Genomic DNA, 19,487 nt, shown 5'->3' on the forward strand with positions numbered 1-19,487 from the left:
ACGGCCGACATCGCCGGCGCCTGACCCACCGCCATCGCCATCGCCAACAGGCTCCCACAGGGGCCTTGTGGCGGTCCCGGTCAGTAACCCTGCCGCTCCCGGAACGGCCGGTCCTTGTGGTACTCGACCCATTCGACGGCATCGAACGGCAGGTAAAGCTGCTGCCTGGCGCGGGACACGGCGATGTACACGGCGCAGATCCGGTGGTCGAATTCGTCGGCGTCCCTGAATGGCTCGGTGGTGAGCAGCTCGGGCGTCAGCAGAACCCGGTCGAACTCCATGCCACCCGCCTCCTCCGCCCGCATCAGCAGGCAGCGCTTGCCCGGGATGCCGGCCATCAGGTGAATGCGGTTCAGGTCGGCTACCGTCAGGCCCTTTTCCAGTCTGGCCTCGACCCACAGGAACGACCCGTCGAACCGGTTGGCCTCACGCACCTGCCGCCAGTCGGGCAGATCGCTGAACGCCGGATGCAGCGCGCCTTCGCGCAATCCGCCGCCGTAGCGCTCCGACCTGAACAGCTCGATGGCCGACGTCATGAAGCCCGCCTGCGCCGCCGCGTCCGCAAAGCTGAACGGGCAGTTGGCGTCGAGCAGCTCCAGGGCCCACTTCATGGTGTCCCAGCGGGAGGCCGTCAACACTACGCAGCCTTCAGGCGGCACAAAGCCTTGCGGGTAATGCTCGATGCCGACATCGGCGTCGCGGGCGCCTTCAAAGGGCACCTTGCTCTTTTGCGAGTGCAGCAAGATCAACGGGTTGACCAGGCGCTCGACGCTGCGGCCAGAACGCACGGAGCAGTTGATGTCACTGCGGCGCACTTCACGCTTTCTTTTGACGATGTCGCGGCTGGCGTGCTGGTACTCATCCCCCAAAGTGATCAGCACCTGCCGGCCCCGCTCCAGCATCTGCAGCAGGGAGGCTGGAACGTCCTGGCTTTCGTCGATCAGCACATGCGTGTAACGGTCGGGCACCCGGCAGCCTGCGAGGCTCGCCCGCTTGATCAGCAGCAGCGCCTCGAAGCCGGTCTGGCCGGCCCACGCCGGATCGGCCTGCAGATAGCCCCACAGCCGACTCGAATACTCGAGCAGCACGTTGGCCTCCAGACCGGTCAACGGCGTCCTGAACACGGGGAAATGCCTGCTCGACAGGCTGCGATCCCGTGAGCCGCAGTAGGTTTCAACCACCTTGAGGCAAAGATCCAGAGTCGCCTGAACGTCACGGGCCTGAAAACCGAGGATGTTCAACGCTTCGCACAGCGCTTGCCGGCCCGGCCCTGCCGAGCGCTTACCCGCCGATCGGGAAACCGGCTCGTGCAACAGGTTGCGCGCAAACCCCTCGAAGGTGGCGCACGCGCTGCCCATCCGCCCCTGGCCAGCCCGCTCGCGCAGGGTCGCCAGCTTTTCGGCGGTGCGCGCCAGCACCAGCGTGGCGCCCGGCCGCAGGCACTCCATCAGGGCGCCCAGCACGTGGCTTTTGCCGATGCCGGCGTAGCCCTGCACGTGCAGGTCTTCGTCCAGGTTGGCGCGGAAGGTTCGAATCAGCTTGTCTTGCGCAGGGCTCAGCCAGCGCTCGCGGTGCCGGGGCGTCACCATCTGCTGGCTGAACGGATTGTTGGCGGTGAAATGGCGGATCTTGAATCCGGTATCCCATTGGCCGTCGGGCAGCAGGTAACGCTTCGCCGCCACCTCGTCGGCCGGCAGGAGGCGCAGTCCCAAGCCTTTGATGACGTTCAGGCCGAAGTACAGCTTGCGCGGGTCGAACAGCCGTTGCGCCTCCGCCAGCAAGCCCGCCCCGCCACCGGGCCGCGCCTCGACGGACCAGGCGATCAGCCTGGTCAGCACCGCTTCCGCCGCACTGGCGGTCAGCGCCTGCTGCGCCGCTTGCGCCAGGTTCTGGATGACCAGCACCGCCGCCAGCTCCGGATCCGTCAGGGTGCCGAGCAGGGTGGCGCCGTCCGCCTGCAGCAGCCCTGTGCAGGTGTCATCGGTGACCGGCAAGTACACGGGGCTGGACAGATCAACGTGTTCCGGGTGCATACGCCCTCGTCGCCGGCAGAAAACGGGTCACAGGGTCATTCATCGGCGACCCCGTCGTTGAGGTGAAGCTCGAAACGATAGTCGCCGAGGGTGCCCGACATGTTGCCGGGGCAGCCTCCCGGTGCCTCGTTGGCCTGGATGCGCTTCTGCAGCTCGTGGACGGCCAGGTCGAGCAGGCGGCTCAAGTCCTCGCCGCTGTGCGCAGCCACATGCAGTTGCAGGCTGAACGCACCGGCAGCCGGCTGCGGCGCCTCGTCGGCTGCGACGCCGGCGTCCGCTTCATGGCCGGCCGCGCCGCTGAGGATCGCGGCATGCTCTTCATCCATCAGGTCCAGCACCTGCGCCAGCTCCAGCGTCTCCTCGGGGTGCGACTGCATCCGCTCCTTGATCTCCAGGCGCCTGAACTGCCAGTCGCGGATCCTTTCTCGGATCAAGTCATCCATTTCGTCCGCTCCACTTTCTCGATGACAGGTGCTGGAGTATGCCACCCCCGTCCTCGACGCAGGCACGGGAACCTGATTGGAAATATTAACGCCACGATGGCGCCACCGCGGGCAGGCCCGCCTGCGCAAAGGATCGAGGCCAAACAGGCAAATCGCAGACACAAAAAAACCGCAGTGGGCGAAACCCATGCAGTTCGGTGTTGACGCGTTCGGTGTTCGTTAAGGTGGCAACCCTACCAGCCACACCCCGGCACACAATGTTCCCGCTGTGGCTGCTGCCTTCCGGCTCTGACCAGGTTCACGGGTAATCGTTGCGGGGGGACCGATAGGGTCACCATAACGACGCTCACCTGTCGGCGAGCCGCGCCATTGTACCTATCTGAGGCGAAGTTACAACCGCTGGTTGCAGAATAAAAACATGAAGAGGTTCAAGCACTTGCTATTGCGCCTGAAGCACTTCGTCCGCCCTGCCGCCCGCCTGCTGGGTCACCAGGTGGATGAAATGCAGCTTGGCGATGACCGCCGCCGGCAGCGCGAAGGGATAGAAATCCGGTTGGCCCATGCTGCGCGACAGTTCGTTGAGCATCCCCGCCAGCTCGATCCAGGCGTTGACGAACGAAAGGAACGCCGGCCCTTCGGGATGCTCCGGGTCATACAGCACGCTGGCCGGGAACGGCGGATAGTCCAGCTCCACCTCCCGCGCACTCATGCCGAAGCCCAGCGCGGTGTCGACGGCATCCATCATGTGCAGGTAGTGCGCCCAGGTTTCCGCCCAGTCTTCCCAAGGGTGCATGGTGGCGTAGGCGCTGACGTGGCTCTGCTGCCAGTCCGCCGGGGCGCCTTCCCGATAGTGCCGCTCCAATGCTTCGGCGTAGCTGGCCCGCTCGTCGCCGAACAGGTTACGGAACGCCCCCAGCCAGGGCCCGTCGGCGATCAGCCGATCCCAGTAATAGTGCCCGACCTCATGACGGAAGTGCCCGAGCAGCGTGCGGTAGGGTTCGTGCATCGCCGCCCGCACCTGCTCGCGGTGGGCGTCGTCGGCTTCTTTGATGTCGAGGGTGATCAGGCCGTTGGCATGGCCGGTGACGGGCGCGTTGCCCTCGCGGTCGATGCCGATGAAGTCGAAGGCCAGGCCGGTGTCCTCATTCACGGACTTGGGGATCACCGGCAGGCCGAGGCTGATCAGTTGCGCCACCAGCCGTCGTTTGGCGATCTCCACCTTGCGCCAGCGCTCGGGGTTCTGCGCATCGGACAAGTCCGGAACGGTGCGGTTGAGCCGGCAGGCAGCGCAAAGGACATCATCGCCGATGGCCGGCAGCAGCCAGTTGCAGGCGGCGGGCGTGTCGAGGTTGGCGCAGCGGCGGAACAGGCCGGCGTCCGGGGCCGCATCCAGCGTCCAGGTGCCCTGCTCCGGCCCCGGCTGCAGCGAGGTCAGCAGCGCCCGGCCCGGCTGGTAGCCGAGCACCGCATTGCAGGCCAGACATTGGCTGTTGCGGAAGAACAGCGACTGGCCGCAACGGCACGGCCAGACTTTGCTGCTGCGCGAAGGTTCGCCCGCGAACGGCGCGATGAGGCGGGAACCGAGCTGCTCGAAAAAGCGATACATGGCGATCTCTCCCTGGGGTTAGCCAAGACTAGATCATTGCGGCGCCTTGACCGTTCCCGCAGGGCATTCGATCAAACAGCGATACCGTGCCCCTTCAGGAACGCCACGAACGCCTCTTCGTCCAGCACCTTGAGCCCCAGCTCATTAGCCTTGATCAGCTTCGAGCCTGCGCCGGGGCCGGCGACCACGCAGTGGGTCTTGGCCGACACGGAGCCGGCCACCTTGGCGCCGAGGCTTTCGAGCTTTTCCTTGGCGATGTCGCGGCTCATCAGCTCCAGCGTGCCGGTCAGCACCCAGGTCTGGCCGGCCAGCGGCAGGCCTTCGACGACTTTCTTTTCGCTCTGCCAGTGCATGCCGAAATCGCGCAATTGTCGCTCGGCGGACTCGGCCAGCTGACGGTGCTCGGGCAACGCGAAGAACTCGCGAACCGAATTGGCCTGCTTCTCCGGCAATGCCTGACGCATGTCCAGCCAGTCGGCGTTCATCACCCCTTCGAGCGAACCGAACTTGTCCGCCAGCTTCTGCGCTCCGCCCGGGCCGACCGACGGAATGTGCAGTTTGTCGAGCAAACCGCCCAGCGTGGTGCTGGCGGCGAATTCCGCCCCCAGCTCGCCTTGGTCCTGAATCTGCAGGCCATGGCCCAGCAGTTCGCCGATCACCTGACGGTTGTGGTCGTCTTCGAAGAAGCTGTGGATTTCGTGCGCCACCTCCAGGCCGATGTCCGGCAGGTAGGTCAGCACCTGCGGCAAGGCCTGCTGCACGCGCTCAAGGGAACCCAGCGAACGCGCCAGCACCTTGGCCGTCTCCTCGCCGACGTCAGGGATGCCGAGCGCATAGATGAAGCGCGCCAGCCCCGGCTTCTTGCTGTCGTCGATGGCGGCCAGCAGCTTGTTGCTCGACACCTCGGCGAAGCCTTCCAGATCGACGATGTCGTCGAACTTGAGCGCGTAGAGATCGGCCGGCGAATTCACCAGCCCTTCATCCACCAACTGCTCGACGCTCTTGTCGCCCAGCCCTTCGATGTCCATGGCCCGACGGGACACGAAGTGGATGATCGCCTGCTTGAGCTGCGCCCCGCAGGCCAGACGGCCGACGCAGCGGTACACCGCGCCCTCGCTGACGGTTTCGCGGCCCTTGCTGCGCTTGACCAGTTGCGTGCGCTCGACATGGGAGCCGCAGACCGGACAGTTCTCGGGGATCTGCACCGGACGCGCATCGTGGGGCCGGCGCTCGGCGACGACCTGCACCACCTGCGGGATCACGTCGCCGGCGCGGCGGATGATCACGGTGTCGCCGATCATCAGGCCCAGGCGCGCCACTTCGTCCATGTTGTGCAGCGTGGCGTTGGCCACGGTGACGCCGGCGACCTTGACCGGTTTGAGGCGCGCCACCGGCGTGACGGCGCCGGTGCGGCCGACCTGGAATTCCACGTCGAGCAGTTCGGTGAGCTCTTCCATGGCCGGAAACTTGTGTGCGATGGCCCAGCGCGGCTCCCGTGCGCGGAAACCCAGCTCGCGTTGGTCGGCGATGCTGTTGACCTTGAACACCACGCCGTCGATCTCGTAGGCCAGCCCGTTGCGCCGCTCGCCGATGTCGCGGTAGTAGTCCAGGCACTGGTCGATGCCCTTGGCCAGTTTCAGCTCGTGGCTGATCGGCATGCCCCAGGCCTGGAGCTGCTTGAGATTGCCGATGTGGGTGTCGGCGATGTCGTGGGACACCTGGCCGATGCCGTAGCAGCAGAATTCCAGCGGGCGGTTGGCGGTGATCTTCGAGTCGAGCTGACGCAGGCTGCCGGCGGCGGCGTTGCGCGGGTTGGCGAAGGTCTTGCCGCCGCTCTCCAGCTGAGACTCGTTGAGGCGCTCGAAACCGGCCTTGGACATGAACACTTCGCCGCGCACTTCCAGGGTCGCCGGCCAGCCGCTGCCGTGCAGCTTCAGCGGGATGTTGCGCACGGTGCGCACGTTGACGCTGATGTCTTCGCCGGTGGTGCCGTCGCCACGGGTGGCGCCGCGCACCAGCAGGCCGTCCTGGTACAGCAGGCTGACGGCCAGGCCGTCGAGCTTCGGCTCGCAGCTGTACTCCACCGCCGCACCGCCGCCGAACAGGTCGCCGGCCGGCAGGTCCAGGCCTTCGGTCACCCGTCGGTCGAACTCGCGCATGTCGGTCTCTTCGAAGGCGTTGCCGAGGCTGAGCATCGGCACTTCATGGCGCACCTGGGTGAATGCCGTCAGCGCCACGCTGCCGACGCGCTGGGTCGGCGAGTCGCGGGTGACCAGTTCCGGGTGGGCCGCTTCCAGGGCCTTGAGCTCGTGGAACAGCCGGTCGTACTCGGCGTCCGGAATGCTCGGCTCGTCGAGGACGTGGTAACGGTAGTTGTGCTGATCGAGCTCGGCGCGCAGCTCTAGAATGCGGGTTTCGACGGCAGTCATGGGTGTTCTCTCATAAAGCAAAAGAGCAGCCGAAGCTGCTCAATCTGTTTTGCCGATTGCCCGGTGCATCGCAGGGCAACCTTTTGGATCAACGTTTCTGGGTCAGGGCGCGACGTTCGAACTCGACGATGCGCTGACGGTAGTGCTCGATGGTCTGCGCGGTCAGGACGCTGCGCTGGTCATCTTTGAGCTCGCCGTTCAGTTCCTGGGACAGCTTGCGGGCGGCGGCCACCATCACGTCGAAGGCCTGTTTCGGATGACGCGGGCCCGGCAGGCCGAGGAAGAAGCTCACGGCCGGGGTGCTGAAATGGTCGATGTCGTCCAGATCGAAGATGCCCGGCTTGACCGCGTTGGCCATGGAGAACAGCACTTCGCCGTTGCCGGCCATGCTTTCGTGGCGGTGGAAGATGTCCATCTCGCCGAAGCGCAGGCCGCTTTCCAGGATGTTCTGCAACAGCGCAGGGCCCTTGAAGCCGGCCGGGTCGCGGCAGATCACGCTGATCACCAGCACTTCCTCGGCCTGCGGCTGATCCTTGTCGCCCACCGCCGGCGACGGCTTGGTGTCGGCGATGAAGTCGTCGTCACGGCTGCTGAAGCTCGGGCCGGCGTCCACGTCCAGGTCGAGGTCGCCCTGGGCCGGGCTGTTGCTGCCGCGCTTGCTGCGCTTGGAGCCGGACTCACGCGGCTCGCGCGGCTCACGGGCGGGCATGCTCACCGACGGCAAATCATGCTCGTCCAGCTGCGGTTCCTTGTGGGTTTCCAGCACGCGGGCCGGGCCCAGCAACTCGGCATTGCTGTCCTCGTCCGGCAGGTTGGACAGATTGCGGTCAAGACGGAATTTCAGTTTTCCCTTGCCGCCGCGCATGCGGCGCCAGCCATCGAAAAGAATACCGGCTATCACAATGATGCCGATGACGATCAGCCACTCGCGCAGACCGATTTCCATGTAATCCCGTGCCTCTATGAAAAATGCTGAAAAATAAGGGGTTTACATTGTGCAAACCGCTTTAAAACGTGGCGCCAACTCTATGTTCTGACAGGCGTTTTGCCCACGTATACGAAAAATTGACATTAAACTAGCACGACCAAAGGCAACTTTACACCGTCTGTCACATTGGCTTGCGCGTTTATGTCGATTGGCCAGCAAGTCGGAACCGGTTATGAAGTCCTACAGACCGAAAACACCTTTCCGACAACCCACCGGCTCAGGCATCCACCATCGCCATCGCCTCCTCGACATCCACCGCCACCAACCGCGAGCAACCGGGCTCGTGCATCGTCACCCCCATCAGCTGATCGGCCATTTCCATGGCGATCTTGTTGTGGGTGATATAGATGAACTGCACCGTCTGCGACATCTCTTTGACCAATCGTGCGTAGCGTCCAACGTTAGCGTCATCCAGTGGCGCGTCAACTTCATCGAGCATGCAGAACGGCGCCGGATTCAACTTGAAGATCGCAAAGACCAGTGCCAACGCGGTCAGGGCCTTTTCGCCGCCGGAGAGCAAATGGATGGTGCTGTTCTTCTTTCCTGGCGGCCGCGCCATGATCGTCACCCCTGTATCGAGTAGATCTTCGCCCGTCAGTTCCAAATACGCGCTGCCGCCACCGAAAACTTTCGGGAAAAGGGCCTGCAAACCGCCGTTGATCTGATCAAAGGTATCCTTGAAGCGGTTGCGGGTCTCCTTGTCGATCTTGCGGATGACGTTTTCCAGGGTCTCCAGCGCTTCCACCAGATCGGCGTCCTGGGCATCCAGATAACGTTTACGCTCGGATTGTTGCTGATATTCGTCGATCGCCGCGAGGTTGATCGCACCCAGGCGCTGAATGCGCGCGGCGATGCGTTCCAGTTCCTCTTCGGCGTCCTTCTCGTTGGCTTCGGCGCTCAGGGTATTGAGCACGCCGTGCAGGTCGTAGCCGTCGGCCAGCAGTTGGTCCTGCAGGGCCGTGCGGCGCACGGTCAGGGCTTGCCATTCCATGCGCTGCTGTTCGAGCTGGCCGCGGATCAGGTGCGATTGCTGCTCGGCCTGGGTGCGGCGCTTTTCCGCGTCGCGCAGTTCGCGGTCGGCGTCTTCCAGGGCGATCTGGGCGGTCTTGAGCTCTTCGTCGACGCTCATGCGCTTTTCGAGCAACTCTTCCAGCTTGAGGCGCAGCTCTTCCAGCGGCGCCTCGCCCTCCTCCAGGTTCAGGTTCAACTGCTCACGCTTTTCCGTGAGGCGCTCGGCCTGCATCTCCAGACGCTCCAGCGCCTGCCGGGTGGAATCATGCTGGGCGCGCAACGACCCCAGGCGCACCGCCAGTTGATGGGCGTGATCCTTGTGCTGGCGGGCCTCCTGGCGCACCCGGTCGAGCCGCTCGCGCAGGCTGTCGCGCTGGGCCAGCAGCAGTTCGCGCTGCTCGGTGTCCAGGGCCATGGCATCGAGGGCGTCCTGCAGCTGCATCCGCGATTCGCCGATGTGTTCGTGCTCCAGCGCCCGCTGCTCGTCGAGCTCGATCAGCTCTTCGTCCAGGCGGGTGCGGCGCAGGGTCAATTGTTCGATCTTGGCCTTGCCGGCGGATAGCTGAGCCTTGAGCTCGCCTTGCTGACGGGCCTCGTCCTGCAGCAGCCGGCGCAGATGCTCGCGGCCGTTCTCCTGCTGGCGCTGTTGCGCACGCAGGTTCTGCAGGCGGGTTTCCATGGCCTCGACCGTGGCTTCGCGCTCTTCGCGTTCGAGCTGCAGGTTGTCGATTTCCTGCCCCCGCGCCAACACGCCACTTTCGGCCTCGCTGGCACGGCGCACCCGCAGGAAATGCCGACCGACCCAGTAGCCGTCGCGGCTGATCGCGCTTTGCCCGGCGCCCAACTGAGCGCGCAGGGCCAGGGCCTGCTCCAGGCTGTCCACCGGCTTGACCTGGCCCAGCCACGGCGACAGATCGGCCTGCGCCTCGACCTTGTCCAGCAGGCTGCCCGGCATCCGCGCGCCGTCGCCGGCCAGGGTGAGCAGCCGCAGGTCGCCCTGCTCGAACCCGGACAGGTCCAAACCGGCGAAATCATCCACCAGCACCGCTTGCAGGTCGGCGCCAAGCACGGTTTCCACCGCCAGCTCCCAACCGGCTTCCACCTTCAGCCCTTCGGCCAGACGCGGACGCTCGGCCAAGTGGTGCTCGCGCAGCCACTCGGCGGTGCCGGTGCCCGGATCGAGCGCCGCCTGCTGCAAGGCCTCCAGCGACGCCAGACGGCCGTTGAGCCGTTGCAGGTCGCCCTGGGCCTGCTGCTGGGCGGTCAACGCCTGTTGCAGGTCCTGGCGCAGCTGTTCGAGCTTCTCGACCTGCGCCTCTTCGCTGGTCTGCAGATCCTCGAGGGTCGCTTCGGATTCGGCGAGCTGCTCGCTCAATTCCATGATCGCCGCGTCTTCCGGATCGGCCGACAGCAGCGCCCGCTCCTCGCCAAGACGCTTCTGACGGTCGGCCAGACGTTCCAGGCTGGTTTCGAGCTGCTGGATCCGCGCCTGCTGCACCTCGGCCTGACGCCGGGGCTCGGCGGACGCCAGGTTGAAGGTGTCCCACTGCTCCTGCCAGCCGTGCATGGTCAGCTCGGCTTCTTCCAGGGCCGCGGCGGATTCCTCGGCGGCGGCGCTGGTGACTTCCTGCTCGGGGGTGAGCATGTCCAGCTCTTCGGCCAGGGTCAGCAGCAGCGTGCGGTCGTGGCCCAGGTGCGATTCGGTTTCAAGCCTTGCGCGCTCGGCCTCTTTCAGGTCGTCCTGCAACTGGCGCAGGCGCTGCTGGCCGTGCTGGATGCTCTGCTCGACCCGGGCGATGTCGCCGCCGACCGAATAGAAGCGCCCCTGCACCAGATTGAAGCGCTCGGACAGGTCATGGTGACCGTCGCGCAGGCGTTCGATGGCCGCATCGGCGTTGCGCTGCTCGGCGACCAGCGCCTCGAAGCTGACTTCCTGGCTGCCGATCACCGATTCGCGCTGGCCGACCTGATCGTTCAGGTCCTGCCAGCGCAGGGCCGACAGTTGCGCCTTGAGCTGACGCTCTTCGGCCTTGTATTCCTGATACTTCTCGGCGGACTGGGCCTGGCGGTGCAGGCGTTCGAGCTGGCGCTCGAGCTCTTCGCGCAGGTCGGTCAGGCGGGCGAGGTTCTCGTGGGTGCGGCGGATGCGGTTTTCCGTCTCGCGCCGGCGCTCCTTGTACTTGGAGATCCCCGCCGCCTCTTCGATGAAGTTGCGCAGGTCTTCCGGCTTGGCCTCGATCAGCTTGGAGATCATCCCCTGCTCGATGATCGAGTAGCTGCGCGGGCCGAGGCCGGTGCCGAGGAAAATGTCGGTGATGTCCTTGCGGCGGCACTTGGCGCCGTTGAGGTAATAGCTGTTCTGGCTGTCGCGGGTGACTTTGCGGCGGATCGAGATCTCGGCGTAGGCCGCGTACTCGCCGACCAGCGTGCCGTCGGCGTTGTCGAACACCAGTTCGATGCTGGCCTGGCTCACCGGCTTGCGGCTGGTCGAACCGTTGAAGATGACGTCGGTCATCGACTCGCCGCGCAGGTTCTTGGCCGAGCTCTCGCCCATGACCCAGCGCACGGCGTCGATGATGTTCGACTTGCCGCAGCCGTTCGGCCCGACCACCGCCGCCATGTTGCTGGGGAAGTTGACCGTGGTCGGATCGACGAAGGACTTGAACCCCGCCAGCTTGATGCACTTGAGCCGCAAGGTCAGGCCGCCGTCAGGGCAGACACCACCAGATCGCAGCTGCGCTGGGCGTACGCCGTCAGCACGATGCGGATCTGCGGCAGGTCACGGGCGAGCACCGCGGCCAGCAGGCGTTCGAACAGTTCGAGGAACTCGCTCATCTCGGCCTTGCGCTGCTCCAGCGCCAGGAAGTAGGCGCGGCTCATGGCCGGCTGCAGGTTCTCGACGGTTTCCTGCAGGTACGGGTTGTCGGCGAACGGGTAGGCGGCGCGCATCACGCTGAAGCTGTCGTCGACGAAGGAGCGGATGTCCTGGCGCGCGTAGCTGGCGGCCAGGCGCTGCTGGATCTGCACGAACGGCGCCATGTCGGCCTGCACCTGCCAGCCGTTGGCCACCGAGTTGCCGAGCAGGATGTACAGCTCGCTCATCAGCGTGCACAGGCTGCGCACCTTGTGCGCGGTCAGCTCGGTCACGTGGGCGCCGCGGCGCGGCAGGATCGCGATCAGGTGGCGGCGTTCGAGGATCAGCAAGGCTTCGCGGACCGAACCGCGGCTGACGTTGAGCGCCTGCGTGACCTTCTGTTCCTGGATGCGCTCTCCCGGCTTCATTTCGCCGCGGATGATCCGTTCGGCGAGGTGGTGAGCGATTTGCTCGGCGAGGCTGTCCGGCGCCTTGAACGTCATGGTTGTCCTTCAAACTCTTCGATCTGCACAAGCGGCGCAGTGTAGCGCAATTGAGGGGGTGTGGCGGAGTGCCCACTCGGCGGTTTTTGGCACGAATCCCGCAAAAAAGCGGGTATCCCGGCAAGGGTCAATACTGAAGAGACACGTTGCCGATCGACAAAAGCAGTTTTCCTGACCTTTAAGTCAGAAAACCATTGACCGAAAAGTCAGACCTGCTAAATTCGGTTCCCATCGGTCAACAACAATAATGAGTCTGCGAGGCCATCCGTGATCCAGTTTTTACTCAACCAGGAACTCCGAAGCGAGCACGCCCTGGACCCGAACCTGACGGTGCTCAACTACCTGCGCGAACACGTGGGCAAGACCGGCACCAAAGAAGGCTGCGCCAGCGGCGACTGCGGCGCGTGCACCGTGGTGGTCGGCGAACTGCAGACGGATGACGATGGCCGCGAACGCATCCGCTACCGCAGCCTCAACTCGTGCCTGACGTTCGTTTCGTCCCTGCACGGCAAGCAGTTGATCAGCGTCGAAGACCTCAAGCACAAGGGCGAACTGCACAGCGTGCAGAAGGCCATGGTCGAGTGCCACGGTTCGCAGTGCGGCTTCTGCACCCCCGGTTTCGTGATGTCGCTGTTCGCCCTGCAAAAGAACAGCGACGCGCCGGACACCCACAAGGCCCACGAAGCGCTGGCCGGCAACCTCTGCCGCTGCACCGGCTACCGGCCGATCCTGGCCGCCGCCGAGCAGTCGTGCTGCGGCAAGCAGGCGGACCAGTTCGACGCCCGCGAAACCGAGACCATCGCCCGCCTCAAGGCCATCGCCCCCACCGACATCGGCGAACTCAACAGCGGCGACAAGCGTTGCCTGGTGCCGCTGACCGTCGCCGACCTGGCCGACCTCTACGACGCTTATCCACAGGCCCGCCTGCTGGCCGGCGGCACTGACCTGGCGCTGGAGGTCACCCAGTTCCACCGGCCGCTGCCGGTGATGATCTACGTGGGCAATGTCGCCGAAATGAAGCGCATCGAGCGCTTCGACGACCGCCTGGAGATCGGCGCGGCCGCCGCCCTCTCCGACTGCTACGACGCCCTGAACGCCGAATACCCGGACTTCGGCGAACTGCTGCACCGCTTCGCCTCCCTGCAGATCCGCAACCAGGGCACCCTGGGCGGCAACATCGGCAACGCCTCGCCGATCGGCGACTCCCCGCCCCTGCTGATCGCCCTCGGCGCGCAGATCGTGCTGTGCAAGGGCGACACCCGGCGCACCCTGGCCCTGGAGGATTACTTCATCGATTACCGGGTGACCGCCCGCCAGGAAAGCGAATTCATCGAGAAGATCATCGTGCCCCGCGCCAGCGCCGAGCAGCTTTTCCGTGCGTACAAGGTGTCCAAGCGCCTGGACGACGACATCTCCGCCGTCTGCGCCGCGTTCAATCTGCGCATCGACAACGGCGTGATCGCCGACGCCCGCGTCGCCTTCGGCGGCATGGCCGCGATCCCCAAACGCGCCACCCACTGCGAAGCCGTCCTTTTGGGCCAGCCGTTCGGCAACGCCGTGGTCGAACGCGCCTGCGCCGCCCTGGCCGATGACTTCACGCCGCTCTCGGACTTTCGCGCCAGCAAGGAATACCGCCTGCTCAGCGCGCAGAACCTGCTGCGCAAGTACTTCATCGAACTGCAAACACCGCACATCGAGACCCGGGTGACCGCTTATGTCTAACCATCACGCCGCAGAGAAGTCCCAGGCCGAGCTGGCGCAACTGTTCGCCCAGGACCTGACCACCGGTGTCGGCCGCAGCGTCAAGCACGACAGCGCCGCCAAGCATGTGTCCGGTGAAGCGCAGTACATCGACGACCGCCTGGAATTCCCCAACCAGCTTCACGTCTACGCGCGGCTGTCGGACCGCGCCCACGCGAAGATCCTGCGCATCGACACCAGCCCCTGCTACGCCTTCGAAGGCGTGCGCATCGCCATCACCCACGAGGACGTGCCGGGCCTGAAGGACATCGGCCCGCTGCTGCCGGGCGACCCGCTGCTGGCCATCGATGACGTGCAGTTCGTCGGTCAGCCGGTGCTGGCCGTGGCCGCCCGGGACCTTGAGACCGCTCGCAAGGCCGCCATGGCCGCGATCGTCGAATACGAAGACCTGGAGCCTGTGCTGGACGTGGTCGAAGCCCTGCGCAAACGCCACTTCGTCCTGGACAGCCACACCCACCAACGCGGCGACTCGGCCAACGCGCTGGCCACCGCCGAACACCGCATCCAGGGCACCTTGCACATCGGCGGCCAGGAGCATTTCTACCTGGAGACGCAGATTTCCTCGGTGATGCCCACCGAAGACGGCGGCATGATCGTCTACTGCTCCACGCAGAACCCCACCGAAGTGCAGAAGCTGGTGGCCGAAGTGCTGGACGTGTCGATGAACAAGGTGGTGGTCGACATGCGCCGCATGGGCGGCGGCTTCGGCGGCAAGGAAACCCAGGCCGCCAGCCCCGCGTGCCTGTGCGCGGTGGTCGCGCACCTCACCGGCCAGCCGACCAAGATGCGCCTGCCGCGGGTCGAGGACATGCTGATGACCGGCAAGCGCCACCCCTTCTACGTCGAGTACGACGTCGGCTTCGACAGCACCGGGCGCCTGCACGGCATCGCCATGGAACTGGCCGGCAACTGCGGTTGCTCACCGGACCTGTCGGCGTCCATCGTCGACCGGGCGATGTTCCACTCCGACAACTCGTACTACCTGGGCGACGCGACCATCAACGGTCACCGCTGCAAGACCAACACAGCCTCGAACACCGCCTACCGCGGCTTCGGCGGCCCGCAGGGGATGGTCGCCATCGAAGAGGTGATGGACGCCATCGCCCGCCACCTGAACCTCGATCCGCTGGCGGTGCGCAAAGCCAACTACTACGGCAAGACCGAGCGCAACGTCACCCACTACTACCAGACGGTCGAGCACAACATGCTCGAGGAAATGACCGCCGAGCTGGAAGAGAGCAGCCAGTACGCCGAGCGCCGCGAAGCGATCCGCCGCTACAACGCCAACAGCCCGATCCTGAAGAAAGGCCTGGCGCTGACCCCGGTGAAGTTCGGCATTTCCTTCACCGCCAGTTTTCTCAACCAGGCCGGGGCCTTGGTGCACGTCTACACCGACGGCAGCATCCACCTGAACCACGGCGGCACGGAAATGGGCCAGGGCCTGAACACCAAAGTCGCCCAGGTGGTGGCCGAAGTGTTCCAGGTCGAGATCGACCGGGTGCAGATCACCGCGACCAACACCGACAAGGTGCCGAACACCTCGCCGACCGCCGCCTCCAGCGGCGCCGACCTCAACGGCAAGGCCGCGCAGAACGCTGCCGAGACCATCAAGAAACGCCTGATCGAATTCGCCGCCCGCCAGTACAAGGTCAGCGAAGAGGACGTGGTGTTCCACAACGGCCATGTGCGCATCCGCGATCACATCCTGACCTTCGAGGCGCTGATCCAGCAGGCGTATTTCAATCAGGTGTCGCTGTCGAGCACCGGGTTCTACAAGACCCCGAAGATCTACTACGACCGCAGCCAGGCCCGCGGCCGGCCGTTCTACTACTTCGCCTTCGGCGCGGCGTGCTGCGAGGTGATCGTCGACACCCTGACCGGCGAGTACAAGATGCTGCGCACCGACATCCTCCACGACGTCGGCGCCTCGCTGAACCCGGCCATCGACATCGGCCAGGTCGAGGGCGGCTTCGTCCAGGGCATGGGTTGGCTGACCACCGAAGAGCTGGTGTGGAACAACAAGGGCAAGCTGATGACCAACGGCCCGGCCAGCTACAAGATCCCGGCCGTGGCGGACATGCCAGTGGACCTGCGGGTGAAGCTGGTGGAGAACCGCAAGAACCCGGAAGACACCGTGTTCCATTCCAAGGCCGTGGGCGAGCCGCCGTTCATGCTCGGCATCGCGGCCTGGTGCGCGATCAAGGATGCCGTGGCGAGCCTCGGCGACTACAGGCACCAGCCCAAGATCGACGCCCCGGCGACGCCGGAGCGGGTGCTGTGGGGCTGCGAGCAGATGCGCCGGCTGAAGGTCGCGAAAGCGGTCGAGGCCGAAACCGAGCTGGCTCCGCTCTGAGACCGAGGCGCGCCGATCGCTGGCAAGCCAGCTCCCACAGGATCCGGGTGGAATCCGGTTTCTGTGGACACCACAAAACACTGTGGGAGCCAGCTCCGACAGGTCCGGATAGATTCCGGACTCTGTGAGCACCACCAAACACTGTGGAGCCAGCTCCGACAGGGCCGGATAGATTCCGGATTCTGTGAGCACCACCAAACACTGTGGAGCCAGCTCCGACAGGTCCGGATAGATTCCGGATTCTGTGAGCACCACCAAACACTGTGGGAGCTGGCTTGCCAGCGATAAGGCCCGAACAGACAACGACGATGTCGAGGTGAACATGTACAACTGGATCGACGCCCTCGCCGACCTGCAGAACCAGGGCGAGCCCTACGTGCTGGTGACCATCATCGAAGAGCTCGGCTCGACGCCGCGCAACGCCGGCTCGAAAATGGTCGTCAGCGCCCGTCAGGCGTTCGACACCATCGGCGGCGGGCACCTGGAATACAAGGCCATGCAGATCGCCCGCGACATGCTCGCCAGCGGCCGGCAGGACACCCACCTGGAGCGCTTCAGCCTCGGCGCCAGCCTCGGCCAGTGCTGCGGCGGCGCCACCGTGCTGCTGTTCGAGCCGATGGGCCAGGTGCAGGCGCAGGTCGCCGTATTCGGCGCCGGCCATGTCGGCCGGGCGCTGGTGCCGCTGCTCGCCGGCCTGCCGTGCCGGGTGCGCTGGATCGATTCGCGGGAAGAGGAATTCCCCGGACAGATCCCCCACGGCGTGCGCAAGATCGTCGCCGAAGAGCCCGTGGATGAAATCGACGACCTGCCCGCCGGCAGCTACTGCATCGTCATGACCCACAACCATCAGCTGGACCTGGAGCTCACCGCCGCGATCCTCAAGCGCAACGACTTCGCCTACTTCGGCCTGATCGGCTCCAAGACCAAGCGCGCCAAGTTCGAACACCGCCTGCGTGACCGCGGCTTCGACGCCGGCGTCGTGCAACGCATGCGCTGCCCGATGGGCATCGGCGAAGTCAAAGGCAAGCTGCCTGCGGAAATCGCCATCTCCATCGCCGGCGAGATCATCGCCACCTACAACGCCAACTTCGGCCAGCACACCGCCGGCGCCGAACCGATCGCCAAGCTGCTGCCGGTTTCCCGCCGCAGCCAGGCCGCCCACCTTAAAGCCTCAAATTGAGAACCGTCATGCCTTTGACCCGCAAAGCCTACCGCGCCGCCATCCTGCACAGCATCGCCGACCCCGCCGAGGTCGGCATCGAAGCCTCCCACGAATACTTCGAGGACGGCCTGCTGGTGGTCGACGACGGCAAGATCAGCGCCCTGGGCCACGCCAGCGAACTGCTGCCGACCCTGGCGGCGGACATCGAGATCACCCACTACCAGGACGCGCTGATCACCCCGGGCTTCATCGACACCCACATCCACCTGCCGCAGACCGGCATGGTCGGCGCCTACGGCGAGCAACTGCTGGACTGGCTGAACACCTACACCTTCCCATGCGAAAGCCAGTTCGGCGACAAGGCCCACGCCGACGAGGTGGCCGACATCTTCATCAAGGAACTGCTGCGTAACGGCACCACCACCGCGCTGGTGTTCGGCAGCGTGCACCCGCAGTCGGTGAACTCATTCTTCGAGGCCGCCGAGAAGCTGGACCTGCGCATGATCGCCGGCAAGGTGATGATGGATCGCAACGCGCCGGACTACCTGACCGACACCGCCGAATCCAGCTACCTGGACAGCAAGGCGCTGATCGAGCGCTGGCACGGCAAGGGCCGCCTGCACTACGCGGTCACCCCGCGCTTCGCCCCCACCAGCACCCCGGAACAGCTCACCCTCGCCGGCCAGTTGCTCACCGAATACCCGGATCTGTACATGCAGACCCACATCAGCGAAAACCTCAAGGAAATCGAGTGGGTCAAGGCACTGTTCCCGGAGCGCAAGGGCTACCTGGACGTCTACGACCACTACCGGCTGCTCGGCGAGCGCTCGGTGTTCGCCCACGGCGTGCACCTGTGCGACGAGGAATGCGCGCGGCTGGCGGAGACCGGCTCGGCGATTTCGTTCTGCCCGACCTCGAACTTCTTCCTCGGCAGCGGCCTGTTCAACCTGCCGATGGCCGAGAAGCACAAGCTCAACGTCGGCCTGGGCACGGACGTGGGCGGCGGCACCAGTTTCTCGCTGCTGCAGACCCTGAACGAAGCCTACAAGGTGATGCAGCTGCAAGGCGCCCGCCTGAGCCCGTTCAAGTCGCTGTACCTGGCCACCCTCGGCGGTGCCCGGGCGCTGCGCCTGGAAGACAAGATCGGCAACCTGCAGCCGGGCACCGACGCCGACTTCCTGGTGCTGGACTACAACGCCACGCCGCTGCTGGGCTATCGCCTGAAGCAGGCGAACAACATCGCCGAGACGCTGTTCGTGCTGATGACGCTGGGGGATGACCGCACTGTGGCGCAGACCTACGCCGCCGGTGCGCTGGTGCATCAGCGCTGAGTCGTTGAGGCATAAAAAATCCCCCGGGCCTTTTCGGTCCGGGGGATTTTTGTTGCCGGTCAGGGCCTCATCGCTGGCAAGCCAGCTCCCACAGGATTGTGCATGCAGCCATCGCCAACAGGCTGGAACCCACAGGAGTTGGGGTGTTTGCAGAATCTGTCGCCACTGCATGACACCGTGGGAGCCAGCCTGCTGGCGATGGCGTCAGTCAGGGCACCGCAGCGGGCTGAGGATGCTTGCGGCTCAGAGCTTGGCCGCAGGACGCCCCGGCTTCTTGGTCTGCAACAGGTGCGAGAACACCGCGTGCAGGTCGTCCGACGCGCTTTCCTCATCGAGGTTGAGCTTGCTGTCGATGTGATCCATGTGGTGCATCATCAGGTTCACCGCCAGCTCGCCGTCGCGCTTTTCGATGGCGTCGATCAGTTGGGTGTGTTCGTCGTAGGAACAGTGGGAACGGTTGCCGCTTTCGTACTGGGCGATGATCAGCGAGGTCTGCGAGACCAGGCTGCGCTGGAAGCTGATCAACGGCGCGTTCTTCGCCGCTTCGGCCAGTTTCAGGTGGAACTCGCCCGACAGCCGGATGCCGGCGCCGCGGTCGCCGCGGGAGAAGCTGTCGCGTTCGTCGTTGACCATCTGGCGCAATTCGGCGATCTGCTCGGCGGTCGCGTGCTGCACGGCGAGCTCGGTGATCGCCCGCTCCACCAGGCGACGGGCCAGGAACACTTGCCGCGCCTCTTCGACGCTCGGGCTGGCCACCACCGCGCCACGGTTCGGCCGCAACAGCACCACGCCTTCATGGGCCAGGCGCGACAGCGCGCGGCGGATGATGGTGCGGCTGACCCCGAAGATTTCCCCCAGCGCTTCTTCGCTCAACTTGGTGCCGGGCGCCAGGCGCTGTTCGAGGATGGCCTCGAAGATATGCGCATAGACGATGTCGTCCTGGGTTCCGCTGCGGCCGGCTTTGCCTGCTCGCGGTTGTTTCTTGAGGGGTTGCAACTGATCGTTCATGGGCA

At 65.2% G+C, this 19,487-nt stretch carries 12 protein-coding genes and 1 other RNA gene; 4 read left to right on the forward strand and 9 right to left on the reverse strand.

Features of this window, described 5'->3' with window-relative positions; all coding sequences use genetic code 11:
- Positions 1-80: 80 nt before the first annotated feature.
- The 8 genes from CAG33_RS09970 to CAG33_RS10005 all read right to left on the reverse strand — a co-directional run bounded on the left by CAG33_RS09970 (position 81) and on the right by CAG33_RS10005 (position 11,867).
- Positions 81-2,033, reverse strand: coding sequence for a hypothetical protein (locus CAG33_RS09970; protein WP_085638188.1), 1,953 nt, complete (start codon positions 2,031-2,033; stop codon positions 81-83).
- Positions 2,034-2,068: 35 nt separating this feature from the next.
- Positions 2,069-2,476: a hypothetical protein gene (locus CAG33_RS09975; protein ID WP_085577575.1), complete on the reverse strand. Its 408-nt coding sequence runs from the start codon at positions 2,474-2,476 to the stop codon at positions 2,069-2,071.
- A gap of 231 nt (positions 2,477-2,707) precedes the next feature.
- Positions 2,708-2,804, reverse strand: an RNA gene (ffs, locus tag CAG33_RS09980) — signal recognition particle sRNA small type.
- Between the two features lie 111 nt (positions 2,805-2,915).
- Entirely contained in the window at positions 2,916-4,082 is a 1,167-nt protein-coding gene (locus tag CAG33_RS09985) for a putative zinc-binding metallopeptidase (RefSeq protein WP_085638191.1), read from the reverse strand.
- 71 nt (positions 4,083-4,153) lie between these two features.
- Positions 4,154-6,511, reverse strand: a complete 2,358-nt coding sequence (gene ligA, locus CAG33_RS09990; protein ID WP_085577577.1) for an NAD-dependent DNA ligase LigA — start codon at positions 6,509-6,511, stop codon at positions 4,154-4,156.
- Positions 6,512-6,599: 88 nt separating this feature from the next.
- The gene (gene zipA, locus CAG33_RS09995) at positions 6,600-7,457 is read right to left on the reverse strand and encodes a cell division protein ZipA (protein WP_085577578.1); all 858 of its coding nucleotides are present in this window, start codon (positions 7,455-7,457) and stop codon (positions 6,600-6,602) included.
- A 259-nt stretch (positions 7,458-7,716) separates the two neighbouring features.
- Positions 7,717-11,205, reverse strand: a complete 3,489-nt coding sequence (smc, locus tag CAG33_RS10000; protein WP_085638194.1) for a chromosome segregation protein SMC — start codon at positions 11,203-11,205, stop codon at positions 7,717-7,719.
- A gap of 2 nt (positions 11,206-11,207) precedes the next feature.
- On the reverse strand, positions 11,208-11,867 hold the full coding sequence (locus tag CAG33_RS10005) for a GntR family transcriptional regulator (RefSeq protein ID WP_085577580.1): 660 nt from the start codon (positions 11,865-11,867) through the stop codon (positions 11,208-11,210).
- A 267-nt stretch (positions 11,868-12,134) separates the two neighbouring features.
- Between CAG33_RS10005 and xdhA the strand changes: the two genes are divergently transcribed.
- The 4 genes from xdhA (at position 12,135) to guaD (ending at position 18,474) form a co-directional block, all read left to right on the forward strand.
- Complete coding sequence (xdhA, locus tag CAG33_RS10010) at positions 12,135-13,589, forward strand: xanthine dehydrogenase small subunit (protein ID WP_085638197.1); 1,455 nt, start codon at positions 12,135-12,137, stop codon at positions 13,587-13,589.
- Positions 13,582-15,981: a xanthine dehydrogenase molybdopterin binding subunit gene (gene xdhB, locus CAG33_RS10015; RefSeq protein WP_085577582.1), complete on the forward strand. Its 2,400-nt coding sequence runs from the start codon at positions 13,582-13,584 to the stop codon at positions 15,979-15,981. Before xdhA ends, xdhB begins: the two co-directional genes overlap by 8 nt.
- 322 nt (positions 15,982-16,303) lie before the next feature.
- The gene (gene xdhC, locus CAG33_RS10020; protein ID WP_085638201.1) at positions 16,304-17,161 is read left to right on the forward strand and encodes a xanthine dehydrogenase accessory protein XdhC; all 858 of its coding nucleotides are present in this window, start codon (positions 16,304-16,306) and stop codon (positions 17,159-17,161) included.
- 8 nt (positions 17,162-17,169) lie between these two features.
- Positions 17,170-18,474 (forward strand): guanine deaminase, encoded by a 1,305-nt coding sequence (gene guaD / locus CAG33_RS10025; RefSeq protein ID WP_085638204.1) that lies wholly within the window; start codon positions 17,170-17,172, stop codon positions 18,472-18,474.
- Positions 18,475-18,717: 243 nt separating this feature from the next.
- On the opposite strand, the gene CAG33_RS10030 is transcribed toward guaD, so the two are convergent.
- Positions 18,718-19,482, reverse strand: a complete 765-nt coding sequence (locus CAG33_RS10030) for a GntR family transcriptional regulator (RefSeq protein WP_085577585.1) — start codon at positions 19,480-19,482, stop codon at positions 18,718-18,720.
- Between the last annotated feature and the right edge of the window lie 5 nt (positions 19,483-19,487).

This window comes from Pseudomonas sp. B3(2017), from assembly GCF_002113595.1.
Classification (GTDB): Bacteria; Pseudomonadota; Gammaproteobacteria; order Pseudomonadales; family Pseudomonadaceae; genus Aquipseudomonas; species Aquipseudomonas ekonensis.